The organism is Janthinobacterium lividum (assembly GCF_034424625.1).
Taxonomy (GTDB): Bacteria; Pseudomonadota; Gammaproteobacteria; order Burkholderiales; family Burkholderiaceae_D; genus Janthinobacterium; species Janthinobacterium lividum.
Genome location: NZ_CP139976.1, coordinates 4,669,280 through 4,684,862, shown reverse-complemented (window position 1 = coordinate 4,684,862; position 15,583 = coordinate 4,669,280). Strand labels below are relative to the sequence as shown.

At 64.4% G+C, this 15,583-nt stretch carries 15 protein-coding genes; 10 read left to right on the top strand and 5 right to left on the bottom strand.

Features of this window, described 5'->3' with window-relative positions:
- Window positions 1-72: 72 nt before the first annotated feature.
- A complete protein-coding gene (locus U0004_RS21180) occupies window positions 73-2,229 on the top strand; it encodes a putative bifunctional diguanylate cyclase/phosphodiesterase (protein ID WP_070255576.1) in 2,157 nt (718 codons plus the stop codon).
- Between the two features lie 11 nt (window positions 2,230-2,240).
- Here U0004_RS21180 and U0004_RS21175 read toward each other — a convergent pair whose 3' ends face one another.
- Window positions 2,241-2,774 (bottom strand): DUF4256 domain-containing protein, encoded by a 534-nt coding sequence (locus tag U0004_RS21175; protein ID WP_070255573.1) that lies wholly within the window; start codon window positions 2,772-2,774, stop codon window positions 2,241-2,243.
- A gap of 73 nt (window positions 2,775-2,847) precedes the next feature.
- Window positions 2,848-3,756, bottom strand: a complete 909-nt coding sequence (locus U0004_RS21170) for a LysR family transcriptional regulator (protein WP_070255570.1) — start codon at window positions 3,754-3,756, stop codon at window positions 2,848-2,850.
- A 98-nt stretch (window positions 3,757-3,854) separates the two neighbouring features.
- Between U0004_RS21170 and U0004_RS21165 the strand changes: the two genes are divergently transcribed.
- Window positions 3,855-5,078: an MFS transporter gene (locus U0004_RS21165; protein ID WP_070255567.1), complete on the top strand. Its 1,224-nt coding sequence runs from the start codon at window positions 3,855-3,857 to the stop codon at window positions 5,076-5,078.
- A gap of 3 nt (window positions 5,079-5,081) precedes the next feature.
- Here U0004_RS21165 and U0004_RS21160 read toward each other — a convergent pair whose 3' ends face one another.
- The gene (locus U0004_RS21160) at window positions 5,082-5,969 is read right to left on the bottom strand and encodes an EamA family transporter (RefSeq protein WP_034779458.1); all 888 of its coding nucleotides are present in this window, start codon (window positions 5,967-5,969) and stop codon (window positions 5,082-5,084) included.
- Window positions 5,970-6,046: 77 nt separating this feature from the next.
- Here U0004_RS21160 and U0004_RS21155 point away from each other — a divergent pair, with 77 nt between their 5' ends.
- A complete protein-coding gene (locus U0004_RS21155; protein WP_070255798.1) occupies window positions 6,047-6,535 on the top strand; it encodes an Lrp/AsnC family transcriptional regulator in 489 nt (162 codons plus the stop codon).
- Between the two features lie 16 nt (window positions 6,536-6,551).
- A complete protein-coding gene (locus U0004_RS21150) occupies window positions 6,552-7,373 on the top strand; it encodes an APH(3') family aminoglycoside O-phosphotransferase (RefSeq protein ID WP_070255564.1) in 822 nt (273 codons plus the stop codon).
- A 29-nt stretch (window positions 7,374-7,402) separates the two neighbouring features.
- Here the strand turns inward: U0004_RS21150 and U0004_RS21145 are convergent, their stop codons facing one another.
- Window positions 7,403-7,930 carry a hypothetical protein gene (locus U0004_RS21145; protein WP_070255561.1) on the bottom strand — a complete coding sequence of 176 codons (528 nt, stop codon included), beginning with the start codon at window positions 7,928-7,930 and terminating at the stop codon, window positions 7,403-7,405.
- A 124-nt stretch (window positions 7,931-8,054) separates the two neighbouring features.
- Between U0004_RS21145 and U0004_RS21140 the strand changes: the two genes are divergently transcribed.
- Complete coding sequence (locus U0004_RS21140; protein ID WP_070255558.1) at window positions 8,055-8,438, top strand: glutaredoxin domain-containing protein; 384 nt, start codon at window positions 8,055-8,057, stop codon at window positions 8,436-8,438.
- Between the two features lie 8 nt (window positions 8,439-8,446).
- Here the strand turns inward: U0004_RS21140 and U0004_RS21135 are convergent, their stop codons facing one another.
- Window positions 8,447-8,683 carry a DUF3820 family protein gene (locus U0004_RS21135; protein WP_034749909.1) on the bottom strand — a complete coding sequence of 79 codons (237 nt, stop codon included), beginning with the start codon at window positions 8,681-8,683 and terminating at the stop codon, window positions 8,447-8,449.
- 144 nt (window positions 8,684-8,827) lie between these two features.
- Between U0004_RS21135 and U0004_RS21130 the strand changes: the two genes are divergently transcribed.
- The 5 genes from U0004_RS21130 to U0004_RS21110 all read left to right on the top strand — a co-directional run bounded on the left by U0004_RS21130 (window position 8,828) and on the right by U0004_RS21110 (window position 15,475).
- Entirely contained in the window at window positions 8,828-10,039 is a 1,212-nt protein-coding gene (locus tag U0004_RS21130; protein WP_070255555.1) for an MFS transporter, read from the top strand.
- A 92-nt stretch (window positions 10,040-10,131) separates the two neighbouring features.
- On the top strand, window positions 10,132-11,349 hold the full coding sequence (locus tag U0004_RS21125) for a YeeE/YedE family protein (RefSeq protein WP_070255552.1): 1,218 nt from the start codon (window positions 10,132-10,134) through the stop codon (window positions 11,347-11,349).
- Between the two features lie 69 nt (window positions 11,350-11,418).
- Window positions 11,419-12,897, top strand: a complete 1,479-nt coding sequence (locus U0004_RS21120; protein WP_070255549.1) for a sodium:solute symporter — start codon at window positions 11,419-11,421, stop codon at window positions 12,895-12,897.
- Window positions 12,898-12,972: 75 nt separating this feature from the next.
- On the top strand, window positions 12,973-14,847 hold the full coding sequence (sppA, locus tag U0004_RS21115; protein ID WP_070255547.1) for a signal peptide peptidase SppA: 1,875 nt from the start codon (window positions 12,973-12,975) through the stop codon (window positions 14,845-14,847).
- A gap of 88 nt (window positions 14,848-14,935) precedes the next feature.
- On the top strand, window positions 14,936-15,475 hold the full coding sequence (locus U0004_RS21110; RefSeq protein WP_070255795.1) for a GNAT family N-acetyltransferase: 540 nt from the start codon (window positions 14,936-14,938) through the stop codon (window positions 15,473-15,475).
- Window positions 15,476-15,583 lie beyond the last annotated feature (108 nt).

Here is a 15,583-nt window from a genome sequence, read left to right as displayed (position 1 = left end):
GGATTTTGATGATTACACACACCGCAGCGCCCCTGATATGTTCCCCTGACCTGGCTCTAGAGTGGGGTTGCCATGCTTGAGGCGAAGGTTGCGCTGTGCCTGCGACTGGCCCAGGATGCCCGTGAACAGGCGGGGCCGCAGCAGGCCGCCACCATGGCGCGGCTGGAGGAAGAACTGGAGCGGCTGCGCGGCGCCAGCCGGCCCGTGGTGCGCGTGGCGCCGGCCGACGCCTTGCTGGAAATCGATCCCGATGGCTTTTTGATCGGCTGGAACCATGGGGCCGAACAGATGTTCGGCTATTCCGAACTGGAAGCGCTGGGCCAGCACATCCTGTTTTTGTATCCGGAAGACGACGCGGAAGCGAGCGTGCTGGAGCTGCATTTCACCCAGGGCGACGTGGCCACCGATGTGCGCCGGCGCAAGAAGTCGGGCATGGTGACGTGGTTGCGCATGCACCGCCACGTGATTCACGACCAGGCCGGCAAGGCATGCGGCATGGCCGTTCGCCTGTCGGCCATGAGCGAGCCGCTGTCCGACGTGGACAAGGTCAGGTTGCACGCGCGCATCATCGAAGACAGCGAGCAAGCCGTGCTGATCACGGATGCGGAAGAGCGCATCGTCTCGATCAACAGTTCCTTCAGCCGCATCACCGGCTATTCGCCGGCAGAAGCCATCGGCCGCACGCCGGACTTGCTGCGTTCTGGCGTGCACGACCCCGATTTCCGCGCCAAGGTGCGCGCCGCCATGCGGGGACACGGCTCCTGGCGCGGCGAAATCATCGGCAAGCGCAAGAATGGCGAACTGTTCCCGCAAGACGTCACCATCAGCGTCGTGCGCGATGAATTTGGCGAGATCAGCCACGTGTTTTCCCTGTTTTCCGATATCTCGGTGCACAAGGATGCCGAAGCGCGCATGCAGCGCATGGCCAACTACGACAGCCTGACGGGCTTGCCCAACCGCTGCCTGCTGAACCAATTGGTCGACCAGGGCCTGGCCGAAGCGAAACGGCAGGGCACGCATGGCGCGCTGATGGTCATCGACATCAGCCGCATCGGTTCCATCAGCGACACGCTGGGCCATGAAGTGGGCGACCAGCTGGTGATCGCCATCGGCCAGCTGTTCCGTGGCGCCCTGCGCGACGCGGACATCCTGGCGCGGGTCGACAACAGCAAGTTCGTCGTGGCCCTGCTGCATATCGAAAAGCGCGAACACGCGGCGAATGTGGCGCAAAAGCTGCTCAATTTGCTCGAAGCGCCGATCAATATCGATACGCACGCCCTGCACGTGGGCGCCAGCATCGGCATCACCGTGTATCCGGAAGACGGCCTGGAAGCGCCGGCCCTGTTCCGCTTTGCCGACGTGGCCGTGTCCAAGGCAAGCCAGACCATCGAATCGACCTTCCTGTTTTACCGCGAAGACATGAACCGCAGGGCCAAGGAACATTTGCGGCTGGAAAGTGAAATGCGTTTGGCCTTGGGCGACAAGGAGCTGGAATTGCACTACCAGCCGAAAGTGAGCCTGGCCAGCGGGCGCATCGTCGGCGCGGAAGCCTTGCTGCGCTGGAAGCATCCGATGCGCGGCATGGTCTCGCCCGGCGTCTTCATCCCCGTCGCCGAGGAAACCAGTTTGATCCTGGAGCTGGGCACCTGGGTGCTGGACGAGGCGTGCCGCCAGATCCGCAGCTGGGAAGACCGGGGCCTGCACATGCCGGCCATCGCCGTCAACCTGTCGGCGCGCCAGTTCGATGAACAATTGCCCGCGCGCATAGCGGCCGTGCTGGAACGCTATGGCGTGCGGCCCGACCAGATCATGCTGGAAATCACGGAAAGCCTGCTGATGCGCGGCGCCGACAAGGTGATCGACATCATGAACCAGCTGGTGGCCATGGGCCTGGCGCTGGCGCTGGACGACTTCGGCACCGGCTATTCCAGCCTCGCCTACCTGAAGAAATTCCCCATCAGTACCTTGAAAATCGACCGCTCCTTCGTCATCGGCTTGCCCTTCGAGGAAAACGATTGCGCCATCGCCCGCGCCATCGTCACCATGGCGCAGCAGTTGCGCCAGGAAATCGTCGCCGAAGGGGTGGAAACGGCCGAACAGATGCGCTTCCTGCGCGAACTCGGTTGCGATCAGTTGCAAGGCTATCTGTTCAGCCCGGCCGTGCCGGCGGCCGAGTTCGAGCTGATGTTCGATGAAGGCCGGCAGTTGCGGCTGGAAGAGCTGGCCTGAGCAAGCGGCGATCAGACGCGTAGCAAGCCACGAAAGCCCCGGCTCGCATAATACGATTCGGCGCCATTGTGGTAGACGAAGACCTGTTCATAGCGGCGGTCGCAAAACAGGGCACCGCCCAGCGCCCGGATGCTGTCCGGCGTCGCAATCCAGCTCGACGTTTTGCGGTCGAACGGTTCCAGTTCCTGCAACTGGCGGTATTGCGCCTGCGTCAGCAATGCGATACCCATCGCTTGCGCCATGGCAACCGCGTTGCCGGCCGGCTTGTTGGCCTTGCGCGCGGCCAGGGCCGCGGCATCGAAACACAGGCTGCGCCGGCCGATGGGACTTTCTGCGGAGCAATCGCAAAACGTGACGGCGCCCGTGTCGCCGGCATGCCCGATGACGTCCGGTTCGCCGCCCGTGTCTTCCATTTGCCGCAATACCGCCAGGCTGGCGGGAGCGGCATTCAAGCGCGCCAGCACGCTGTCCCACGTCAAGTCCGCATGGCGGTGCATGTGCTGGCTGAAGCGGGTTTGCAAGGTGTGGATCAAGTCCTCATGCATGACGCGGCTCCCTGAAGTTTCAACGATATCAACGATAGGGCCGATTATAGGACGCGCTGCTTGTCGGCGGCGCTCACCCCAGTTTTACTTTTTCCAGCAGATAATCGAGCATCACGCGCACCCTGGCCGGCACTTGCAGGCCTGGCCCCACGAAGACGGCGTGCACGAGTTCCTTGTCGCCCGGATTGTAGTCCTGCAGCACGGGTATCAAATCGCCTTGCTCGATATCGCGCAGCACGTGCTGGCGCGAAAAGCGTCCCAGTCCCATGCCTGCCAGCACCAGCTGGCGCATGCTTTCGCCATCGCTGACGCAGGTATTGCCCTGCGGCGCCACCTGCACGGTGTTGCCCGCCTCATCGAGAAAGGGCCAGGTTTCGTTCTGGCAGCGGAAATTGAAGGCCAGCAGATTGTGCGTGGATAAGTCCTGCGGCGTGCGCGGCAGGCCGTGCCGTGCCACATACGCGGGCGAGGCCACCACGACCATCGCGTCTTCACCCAGCTTGCGCGCCACCAGGTTCGATTCCTTCAGCTTGCCCGTGCGGATGGCGATGTCCGTGCGGTCTTCCAGCAAGTCGACGATGGCATCGCTGACCACCACGTCAAGCACGATGTCGGGATAGCGCTGCGCGAACTCGGGCAGGATGGGCAGCAGATGGCGCACGCCGAACGGCACGAAGCAGTTGATGCGCAGGCGCCCGCGCGGCGCCGCGCCCTGGGCCGCTTCGCGCTCGGCGCCATCGATATCGTCGAGGATGCGCTTGCACTGCACAAAGAAAGCGTCGCCTTCGGGCGTCGTGTGGAGCTGGCGCGTGCTGCGCTGAAGCAAACGGGCGCCGAGCCGCGCTTCCAGGCGACTGACGAGTTTGCTGACGGCCGACGGCGTCAAGGCCAGGCGGCGCGCTGCGGCGGAAAAGGCGCCCGTTTCCACCACGGCCACAAACACGGCCATCTCGAACGCGCGGTTGATGTCTTGCCTGGCCATTATTGAATCCATTTCACAGGTGTTTCCATTATTGGAGTCTATATCAAAAGCGTTTCCATCGATACACTGGCTGGCTTGAACTCTGCCGGAGAAATACCATGACCACCGCAAGCCCTGTTTCCCCTTCAGCCAGCAAGATGCCGCCCGGCGTGCTGGCGCTGGCCGTCGGCGCCTTTGCCATCGGCGTCACCGAATTCATCGTCGTCGGCATCCTGCCGACCATTGCCAAGGATTTACATATTTCCATCGAGTCGGCCGGCTCGCTGGTCAGCCTGTATGCGCTGGCGCTGGCCATCGGCACGCCGCTGCTGGTGCTGCTGATGTCGCGCCTGCCGCGCAAGGCGGCCCTGCTGGGACTGATGAGCGTGTTCCTTGCCGGTAATCTGCTGGCCGCCTTTTCGCACACGTTTGAACTGTTGCTGCTGGGAAGGGTCATCACGGCCGTGGCGCACGGCACCTACTTTGCCATCGGCGCCACCGTGGCCGCCAGCCTGGTGGACAAGGCGCAGGCGGGCAGGGCGATTTCCGTGATGTTTGCGGGCCTGACGTTGGCCATGGTGGTCGGCGTGCCGTTCGGCAGCTTCCTCGGCAACCTGATGGGCTGGCGCTTGCCCTTTTTTGCCGTCGCCGTGCTGGCTGCGCTGGGTCTGGCGGCAATGGCGCGCTGGCTGCCGGCCGGCTTACAGCAGGGCAAGGGCGGCAAGGCCATGACGCAGCTGGCGGCCCTCGGTAGCGGCCCCATCCTCACCATGATGGCCGTGACGACGTTCGGCTTTGGCAGCAGCTTTGCCGCGTTCACGTTCATTACGCCCATCCTGACGGATGTGACGGGGTTTTCCGCCACCATGGCCAGCGCCTTGCTGATCGTGTTCGGTGTCGCCACCTTTGCCGGCAACCTGGCGGGCGGCTACCTGACCAGCCACCTGGGCTGGCAAAAGGCCTTGCGCGCGATGCTGCTATTGCTGGCCGTCACGCAAGCGGGCGTTGCCTTGAGCATCAGCTCGCCATGGATGATGACGGCGATGCTGTTCGTCTGGGGCGTGTTCGCCTTCGGCCTGTCGCCCGCCCTGCAGGCCGGCATGCTGGCCACGGCCGAGCGCTATACGCCGCAAGCCGTCGATTTCGCTTCGGGCCTGAACATTTCCGCGTTCAACCTGGGCATTTCCTTCGGCTCCATGCTGGGGGCGCTGATGGTCTCGCGCCAGTTGATGGCCTCGTCGCCGTGGGCCGGCGTGGCTGCCGCATTGCTCGCCTTGCTGCCGCTGGCGTGGCTGGCGCGCAAGAACCTGGCCGCCCATGTGGCGGGTGCGGCCGCGCACTGAGGTTCAGGTATGCACGGCGGCGGCCGGCGCCCGTTTCTGGCGCTGCGCCATGTACGAGCTGCCCATCGATGCGGCCATGATCATGGCGATGGCCAGCCATTGCGGGGCACCGAGGCGCTCGTCGAGCAGGATGTACGCCAGCATGGCAGCCACGGCCGGTTCCATGCTGCTCATGATGCCGAACGCTTGCGGCGTCAGCCGCTTCAGGGCCACCATTTCCAGCGAGATCGGGATGGCGCTGGAAATGAGGGCCACGCCCAGCCCCACGGCCAGCACGACAGGCGAGAGCAGGGCGGCGCCGCTGTGCATCACGCCGACGGGCACCACCACCAGGGCAGCCATGGCCAGGCCCAGCGACACGGAGTGGCCCGCATGCAAATGGCTGGCGCGCTTGCCGAAGACGATATACGAGGCCCAGCAGACGGCGGCGCCCAGGGCGAACAGCACGCCGGTGGGGTCGAGGTTGCTGACGTCGTGGCCGAGCGGCAGCAGCAGCGCCAGTCCCGCCACGGCCAGGGCCACCCAGACGAAGTCGATGGGGCGGCGCGAGGCGAGCAGGGCCACGGCCAGCGGGCCGGAAAACTCGATCGCCACGGCGATGCCGAACGGAATCGTGCGCAAGGCCATGTAGAAGCACAGGTTCGTCAAACCCAGCGCCGCGCCGTACAGGGCCACGGTGCGCAGGTCGGCGCGGCTCAGCTGCCAGCGCCACGGTCGCCAGAACAGCAACAGCAGCAAGGCGGAAAAGCCCACGCGCACGGCCGTCGTGCCCTGTGCGCCCACCAGCGGGAACAGGCTGTGCTTGGCCCATGACGTGCCCAGTCCCAGGCAGGTGACGGAGCCGAGGATGGCCAGCAGGGGAATCAATGAGGAATAGCGGCGTAATGGCATGGTGATAAAAGGCTTGATATCGGAATAGCGAAAGTTTATTGTGTCTGCTCCGATATTTGCACTGCATTTTGACCTTCATGACGCAACTTTCGCTCACGCCTTCCCTTGCCCTCGATACCTTCGACCTGGCGATCCTCGATATCTTGCAGCGCGATAACACGACCTCGCAGCGCGAAATCGCCCAGGCCGTGCATTTGTCCGCGCCGGCCGTGCAGCGGCGCATCCGCCGCCTGCGCGAGAGCGGCGTGATCCGTCATGAAGTGGCCGTGCTCGACGCGAGCCGCCTGGGCCGCCCCCTGATCCTGACGGTGGAAGTGCATTTGCACGACGAGCACCCGCAGCGCACGGCCGGCATGCGCGCGCGCATCATGGCCGAGCCTGCCATACAGCAGTGCTACGGCATCACGGGCGAGGCCGACTACCTGCTGATCATTACCGCCAGCAGCATGGCCGAATACGAAGCGCTGACGGAACGCCTGTTCGGCGGCGACGACAATATCCGGCGCTACCGCACCTCGGTGGCCTTGACCTGTCTCAAGATGGGCTTGTACGTGCCGCTGGGATAGAGAAAAGGCCAGGCAGATGAAGCTATCCAAAAGCAGGCAAGCCGCCGTGACGGCAGCCATGCCCGCCAGCCTGTCCGCCGCCGTGGTTGCTTATCAATGGGCGCGCGACAGCGGCGGCGAGTCGGACGCTGCCGTCTACCGCCTGCATGGCAGGGACGGTGTGCCGGACCTTTACCTGAAGCACGGCAGGGGTTGTGCCGCCGCCGACATCGCCGATGAACTGGCGCGCCTGCGCTGGCTGGCGCAATACCTGCCCGTGCCTGCCGTGGTCGAGTTCGCCCACGTGGCAGACCCGGACCAGGCATGGCTGCTGATGATGGCCATCCCAGGCACAACGGCGTCAGCGGTGCTGGAAGAAAACCCCGCCCTTGGCCCCGCCGTGACCGACGCGCTGGCGGCCTTCCTGCGCCGCCTGCACGCGCTGCCCGTGAGCGACTGCCCGTTCGACGCCGGCCATGCTGTCCGGCTGCCCCAGGCGCGCCAGCGCATCGATGCGGGCCTGGTCGATGCGGGCGATTTCGATGCCGGGCGGGCAGGCTGGACAACGGAGCAAGTGTGGCTGGCGCTGCAGGAGTGCCTACCCCTCGCACCCGACCTCGTCGTCACGCATGGCGACTTCTCGCTGGACAATATCCTCCTGCACGAAGGCGCCGTCGTCGGCTGCCTCGATGTGGGGCGGGCGGGCGTCGCTGACCGCTACCAGGACCTGGCCATCGCCTGGCGCGGTCTTGGAGAGTTGGACGCCACGCTACCGCAAAGGTTGTTGCAGCAATATGGGATCCTTGATGCCGATCAAGGCAAGCTGCAATTTCATTGGCTGCTCGACGAGCTGTTCTGAATGCCGCCAGCCGTCACGGCAGTGGCAGCTTACGGCTCTTCGCGCTCGGCATCGCGTTCCCGGCAGCTTAATGACGCGTAGTGGCCTTTCGGCAGCCGGGTCTTGATGGCAACGTCGTTCAGTGCATGTTGCACATCGACAGGGTCGGTCAAGGTGCAGCGCTGGGCGCGGGCGAACGCTTGCAGCTTCTGCGTGTTGCCGCGCACCTTCACCGTCACGCCGGCCCCGGGGCTGACACAGCAGCCGATGTATTGCGTGATGTATTCTTCCTCGATGAGCACCAGTTCATGCCCCATGAAGCTGGCGGGCTTTTTCAGCAGGTAGTAATCGGTGTAGTCGGCGCGCTGGTCGGGGTGCTTGCCGATGTAGCCTTCGCGCATGTAGGCGGCGATGGCCTTGCCCGAGGTGCCGACTCTTTCCGTGGTGCCTTTTTTCAGCTGCAGCGCATGGAGCAAGCCCGTTTCGAGCCCAGGTTCGGCCGCGGCGAAGGCGCTGGCGTAGCTGGCCGCCAGCAGAAAAGAGCCGATCAGGCGGCGAGTGCGGCGCCATTCAAGCATAGGATGGATTGCTGGCATACATTTCACGTGAAGAGGAGAAGAGGCGCAGTGTAGCGCACGCCAGCCACTGTGCATGGCACAATGCGTGATCCGCACGCCACGTGCCACTCATCCCAGGACTTTCATGACCCGCGCCATCCTTGACGAAGCCCAGATCCATTCCGCCGCCCGCCCCTTGATCGGCAGCAAACACAAGGACATCGTGCGCGAGGTGCAGGCGGCCATCGCCGCGCACCAGGTGGTGGTGGTCGGCATGGCGCTCAATCCGTTTCCGCGCAAGGCGCGCAAGATCCTCGACGTGCTGGGCACGCCCTACCAGTACCTGCAATACGGCAGCTATTTGAACCAGTGGCATCGCCGCAATGCCCTCAAGATGTGGACGGGCTGGCCCACGTTTCCCATGGTCTTTGTCAACGGTGTGCTCATCGGTGGCGCCAGCGAGCTGCAAAAGCTGGTGGAAAATGGCGAGTTCAGCGCCATGCTGGCAAAGAAGGTGCGCCAGTTTTAAGGCCAGCCTTACTCCCCAGGCCGCCACGGCGATTTGCGCGTGCGCAAGGGGTCGAGCAAGCTGCGCAAATCGTTGTGGTCGAGCTCGTACATCAGCGCAATCAGACTACCCAGTTCGCCCGAGGGGAAGCCCTCGCGCGCGAACCAGCCCAGGTAGTGGCCCGGCAAGTCGGCCAGCAAGCGTCCCTGATATTTCCCATATGGCATTTCGCGCGTGACCAGCAGCGCCAGTTTTTCTGAATTCATGGTGGTGATCCCGTGTGGATGCGGCCAGTGTAGCAGACCGCACTATTGTTGATTTGTGCGCAACTATCTTCTTCCTGAAGAGGTATTTTTCGAAACAAAGAAAACCCCGATACTGCATGCCAACATCATTTATCGGAGTTTGCCATGCCCATTGCCTTGCTCGCGCTGACCCTCAGCGCATTTGCCATCGGAACCACCGAGTTTGTCATCGTCGGGCTGTTGCCCACCATCGCCGCAGACCTGGGCGTCAATCTGCCATCGGCCGGCTTGCTGGTCAGCCTGTATGCGCTGGGCGTCGCCGTCGGCGCGCCCGTGCTGACGGCCCTGACGGGCAAGATCCCGCGCAAGACCTTGCTGCTGTCCCTGATGGTCTTGTTTACTTTGGGTAATTTGCTGGCGTGGAAATCGCCCGGCTACGAAACCCTCGTCATCGCCCGCATCCTGACGGGGCTGGCGCATGGCGTGTTCTTTTCCATCGGCTCGACCATCGCCACGTCCCTGGTGCCGAAGGACAAGGCGGCCAGCGCGATTGCCATCATGTTTACGGGCTTGACCGTGGCCCTGGTGACGGGCGTGCCGCTGGGCACCTTCATCGGCCAGCATTTCGGCTGGCGCGAAACCTTCCTCGCCGTCTCGGCCCTGGGCCTCGTGGCGTTCATCGGCAGCCTGCTGTACGTGCCATCGAATATCGCCCACAGCAAACCGGCGTCCTTGCTGCAGCAAGTGCAGGTATTGGGCCAGCCGCGCCTGCTGTTGGTGTATGCGATGACGGCCGTCGGTTATGGCGGCTCCTTCATCGCCTTTACCTACTTGGCGCCGATTTTGCAGCAAGTATCGGGTTTCAGCGCGGGCGCCGTGGGCGTGGTGATGCTCGTGTATGGCGTGTCCGTGGCGTTCGGCAATATCTGGGGCGGCAAGCTGGCCGACAGGAAAGGCCCTGTCAGTGCCCTGAAACTGATCTTTTTACTGCTGGCGGCCGTCTTGCTGCTGCTGACCTTCACGGCGCCGCATCCCGTGCTCGTCGTCATCACCGTGCTGCTGTGGGGCGCCGTGGCCTTCGGTAATGTGGCTGGCCTGCAAGTGTATGTTGTGCAGCAAGCCGAACACTTCACGCCCCGCGCCGTCGACGTGGCTTCGGGTTTGAATATCGCCGCTTTCAACCTGGGCATCGCCGGCGGCGCCTGGGGCGGTGGCTTGATCGTCGAACACCTGGGTCTCGTGCACACGGGCTGGATCGGTGCCCTCGTCGTGCTGGGCGCGTTCGGCTTGACGGCCTTGAGCGGCCGGATGGATCGGCGCTATCCCATCCCCGTGCGTGCTGGCGGTGAAAAGTCGATCCATGCGGTGGGGCATTAAATTTCTGGCGGCCTGGCCTGTACAGTAAGTTTCTGGCAGAAAACATCAAAACGGGCGAGAATAGGGCTTACCTTCCCCTGGCCCATTCTCCCATGTCCGATACTGCAACGTCACCCCTGCGCTTGCGCGCCGCCATCAATCCGAAACCGCTGGGCGTTGCGCTTGTGCTCATCCTGCTCGGCGCGTGGTACCTGGCGCACACCGTCGGCATCAAACAGGCCGCGCTGTATGTGGTGGGCGCCTTGCTCGGCATCACCCTGTATCACGCGGCCTTCGGTTTTACGTCCGCCTGGCGCGTCTTCATCGCCGATGGCCGCGGCGACGGTTTGCGCGCGCAAATGCTGATGCTGGCCGTGGGCGTGGCGCTGTTCTTTCCCGCGCTGTCGGCCGGGACCCTGTTCGGCACGCCCGTCGCGGGCCTCGTTTCTCCCGCCGGTACCTCGGTGATCTTTGGCGCCTTCATCTTCGGCATCGGCATGCAGCTGGGTGGCGGTTGCGCGTCCGGCACCCTGTACACGGTGGGGGGCGGCAGCACGCGCATGCTCATCACCCTGGCCGCCTTCATCGTCGGTTCCGTGATCGGCACGGCGCACATGCCGTTCTGGACGGCGCTGCCGCAGCTCCAGCCGATTTCCCTCGTCACGACCCTGGGCCTGGCGCCCGCGCTGGCGCTGAACTGGATAGTCTTCGCGCTGATCGCCGGCATCACGGTGCTGGTGGAAAAGCGCCGCCATGGCAAGCTTGTCGCCACGCCACTGCGCCCGGCACAGGCATCACCCTGGCTGCATGGCCCCTGGCCGCTGGTGGCGGGCGCCGTTGCGCTCGTCGTGCTGAACTTCGCCACCCTGGCGCTGTCGGGCAAGCCGTGGGGCGTGACGTCCGCGTTCGCCCTATGGGGCGCCAAGGCCGCATCCGTGGTCGGCATCGACACGGCCAGCTGGGCTTACTGGTCGACCAAGGCGAATGCCGCCGCCCTGGCCGCTCCGTTGACGCAAGACAAGACTTCCGTGATGGACATCGGCATCGTGCTGGGCGCCATGCTGGCGGCGGCGCTGGCCGGCCGCTATGCGCCCGTATGGCGCATCCCGCGCCGCTCGATCATCGCCGCCGTCGTCGGCGGCTTGCTGCTCGGCTACGGCGCGCGCCTGGCCTACGGCTGCAATATCGGCGCGTATTTCAGCGGCATCGTCTCGGGCAGCCTGCACGGCTGGCTGTGGCTGGTCTGCGCCTTCCTGGGCAATGTCATCGGCACGCGTTTGCGGCCGTGGTTCGGCCTGGAAGTGGAGAAAGTCAAACCGACCGGCTGCTGACGCCGGCGTAATCAGGGGCTTTGCTGTATATTTCTGCCCCTGTTCCCCTTTGCCGCCAGCGCATCGCCCATGCCCCCCCTCATCCTGTTTGCCGTTGTCCTCGCGTATTTCCTGATCCTGCTGGGCGTGGCGTGGCGCACGTCGCGCCATGCCACCAACGACAGTTTTTTCATCGGCAACAAGGACAGCAACTGGATGCTGGTGGCCTTCGGCATGGTGGGCACGACGCTCACGGGCGTGACCTTCATCAGCGTGCCCGGCGCCGTGGGGAGCAATGGTTTCGGTTATATCCAGCTGATGATCGGCTATGTGCTGGGCTATCTGGCCATCACCTTCATCTTGCTGCCGCTGTACTACCGGCTGCAGCTCACGTCGATTTACCGCTACCTGGAACTGCGCCTGGGGCGGCGTTCCTACCAGAGCGGGGCGGCGTTTTTCATCCTGTCGCGGCTGCTGGGCGCCACGGCGCGGCTGTATCTGGTGGTCAATATCCTGCAAGCGACCATTCTCGATAGCCTGGGCGTGCCATTCTGGCTGACGTCGTGCGTCGTGCTGCTGCTGATCCTGCTGTACACGTATGAAGGCGGCGTCAAGACCATCGTCTGGACCGATACCCTGCAAACGGCGTGCATGCTGGCGGGCCTCGTGATTTGCAGCGTGTTCCTGCTGCGCGAGATGGACCTGTCCCTCATCGATAGCCTCGAGCGCATGCGCGCGCAAGGCCTCACGCGCATCTTCACCACCGACCCGGACAGTCCCGCCTATGTTTGGAAACACATTATCGCCGGCATGTTCATCACCATCGCCATGACGGGCATGGACCAGGAGATGATGCAAAAGAACATTTCCGTGCGGACCTTGCGCGATTCGCAAAAGAACATGCTCAGCCTGACCGTGGTGCTGACCGGCGTGCTGCTGCTGTTCCTGTTCCTCGGCGGCTTGCTGCACCTGTATGCGCCGCTGGCGGGTGTCACCGCGACAGGGGATAAACTGTTTCCCGCCGTGGTGCTCGGGCATTTCCCCGCCGTGGTGCAGCTGATTTTCTTCATCGCCCTCATTTCCGCCCTGTTTCCCAGCGTGGATGGGGCACTGACCGCCTTGACGTCTACCTTCTGCATCGATATCCTCGGCCTGCAGCGCAGGCAGGATTTGAGCCCGGCGGCGCAGATGCGCTGGCGCCGCCGCGTGCACCTGGGGTTTGCCGCACTGTTTTTGATCCTGATCATGGCCTTCAAATGGCTCGATGATCCCAGCATGATAGTCGTGATCCTGAAGCTGGCCAGCTATACCTATGGTCCGCTGCTGGGCTTGTTCGCTTTTGGCCTGCTCAGCCGGCGCGGCGTGCGCGACCGCTGGGTGCCTTTGGTGGCCGTGGCCGGGCCGCTGCTGTGCGCGCTGATCGAAGGGGAGCAGGCGCTGCTGTTCGAGCATTACCGCATCGGCCTGGAATTGCTGATACTGAATGGCGCCCTCGTGCTGGCCGGCCTGTTCCTCATTTCCACGCCGCCAGGGCAGGGCGGCCAAGGCGCGGCACACTTGTCAAAATAAGACGAATCCCAAGACGATCGCAGCCATTTTCAGCTATATTGATTTCCTTTAGGTACATAACCTCACGGAGCATCAATGTCACTCAACCCCTTCCCGCCGCTGCGCCGCGGCTTTGGCGCATTCTGGCGCGCGCTGGACGCCACCCGCCGCGCGGTCATCAACCTGATTTTCCTGCTGATCGTCATCGCCATCCTGATCGCCATCTTTGGCGGCGGCGCCAAGCCCCTGGCGGAAAAGACCACCCTGGTGCTGGACTTGCAAGGCCCGCTGGTCGAGGAAACCCCGGGCGGCGTGCGCGAGGCCGTGCTGGCCAATGTCAGCGGCGAAGTCAAGAAAAACGTGCAGCTGCGCGATGTGCTGGCGGTGCTCGACACGGCGGCCAAGGACAAGAACATCGGCTCCATGGTGATCCTGCTCGACGAGTTGCAGGGCGGCGGCCTCGCTTCGCTGCGCGAAGTGGCGGCCGGCGTGGAACGCTTCCGCGCCACAGGCAAGAAAGTCACGGCCTGGGGTTCGAGCTACAACCAGCGCCAGTACCTGGTGGCGGCCAAGGCCGACGAGGTATTCCTGCACCCGATGGGCGGCGTCATGCTGGAAGGCTTTGGCCGCTACCGCAATTACTACCGCGACGCGCTCGACAAAGTGGGCGTGACGGTGAACCTGCTGAAAGTGGGCACGTATAAAAGCGCGGCCGAGCCTTTCATCGCCAACGGCCCGTCCGAAGCGGCGGCTGAAGCGGACCGTTACCTGAACAACGGCCTGTGGACCACCTATACGACGGACGTGGAAAAGGCGCGCAAGCTGCCGGCCGGCGCCATCATGCAATCGATCGATGCGCTGCCAGCGCTGATGACGGCGGCCGGCGGCGACCTGGGCAAGCTGTCGCTGGACGCCAAGCTGGTCGACGGCCTGAAAACGCGCGATGAACTGCGCCAGTTCATGATGGCGCGCGGCGCCAAGAACACGGAAGGCACGAATTTCCGCCAAGTGAACTATGCCGATTACCTGGCGCGCCTGCGCCCCGTGCATATCGGCGACGCTGTCGGCGTGGTCATCGCCTCCGGTGAAATCGGCGACGGCATCGCGGCACCGGGTTCCATCGGCGGCCTGTCCACCTCGCGCTTGATCCGTCAGGCACGCGAAGACAAATCGATCAAGGCCGTCGTGCTGCGCGTCGATTCGCCGGGCGGCAGCGCCTTCGGCTCGGAATTGATCCGCCGCGAGCTGGAACTGACGCGCGCCGCCGGCAAACCGGTGGTCGTCTCGATGGGCAACGTGGCCGCTTCGGGCGGCTACTGGATCAGCACCTCGTCCGATGAAGTGATCGCCGACGCGGCCACCATCACGGGTTCCATCGGCGTGTTCGCGATTCTGCCGACGGCCGACAAGGTGGTGGAAAAGCTGGGCATCCACACGGCCGGCTCGCCGACCACCTGGCTGGCCGACGCGGGCAACCCGTTGCGTCCGCTCGACCCCCGCTTTGCGCAAGTGATCCAGGGTTCGATCAACCACGTGTATGGCGACTTCCTGAACCTGGCCGCCAAGGCGCGCAAGACGACGCCGGAAAAGATCGATGAAGTGGCGCAGGGCCGCGTCTGGACAGGCTTGCAGGCCAAGGAGCGCAACCTGGTCGACCGCATCGGCAGCTATGGCGATGCGCTGGCCTCGGCGGCCAAGCGCGCCAACCTGGGCGCCGACTACCGCGTGACGTACCTGGAGCAGGAAACGTCGAACGTGGATCGCCTGATCGGCATGTTCGGCTCCAGGGCCATGGCCACACTGGGGCTGGGCGAGCACGTGAAACTGGGCCTGGCCACGACCGGCTTGCCGGCCGACGCGGCGCTGGGCATGGCGCAGGAGCTGAGCTGGCTGTCGGGCATCACGCGCGAGCACAAACCGTTCATGGCCCTCACGCACTGCCTGTGCGAAGTGCCACTCGGCGGCAAGTAACACCAGCATAGACAAGCTACCCAAGCCGGCTTCGCCCGGCTTGTTTCATATGCAGGACAGCGATGAGGAGCAAGGCATGGCAAGCGACATGAGCGGAGAAATTGACACGGCGATCACCATCCGGCCGTGCGTGAAGGGCGATGAACAGGCGCTGGCGCTGGTGGGGCAGGCCACCTTCCTGGAAGCCTTCGCGGGCATCCTCGATGGCGCTGACGTCATCGCCCATTGCCAGCGCCAGCACGACGTGCAGCTGTACCGCGACTGGCTGGTACTGCCGGCCATGCGCTTGTGGCTGGCCGAGGCCACGCCCGGTGGCGCGCCCGTCGGCTACCTGGTGCTCAGCCCCGCCGGCTTGCCGGTGGCCGATCCGCAGCCGGACGACCTGGAAATCAAGCGCATCTACCTGCTGCACCGCTTCCAGGGCCAGCGCGTGGGCCAGCGCCTGATGCAGGCGGCGCTGAGCCAAGCGCGCGCCAGCGGGGCAGGGCGCGTGCTGCTGGGCGTGTACGCGGAAAACCACGATGCGCTGGCGTTCTATATGCGCTGCGGCTTTGCGCAGGTGGGCCGGCGCACCTTCCGCGTGGGCCGCACCGACTATCAGGATGTCATCCTCGGCATGACGCTGTAAGCGCAAACGTCCCCGCGCGGCGCCAGGTCAAGCCGGCTGGCGGGAGATTTGTAGCGAGTTTGTATCTGCATGCGAGTCGCCCTCTCCACGCGGTTGTCCGCCTGCGGC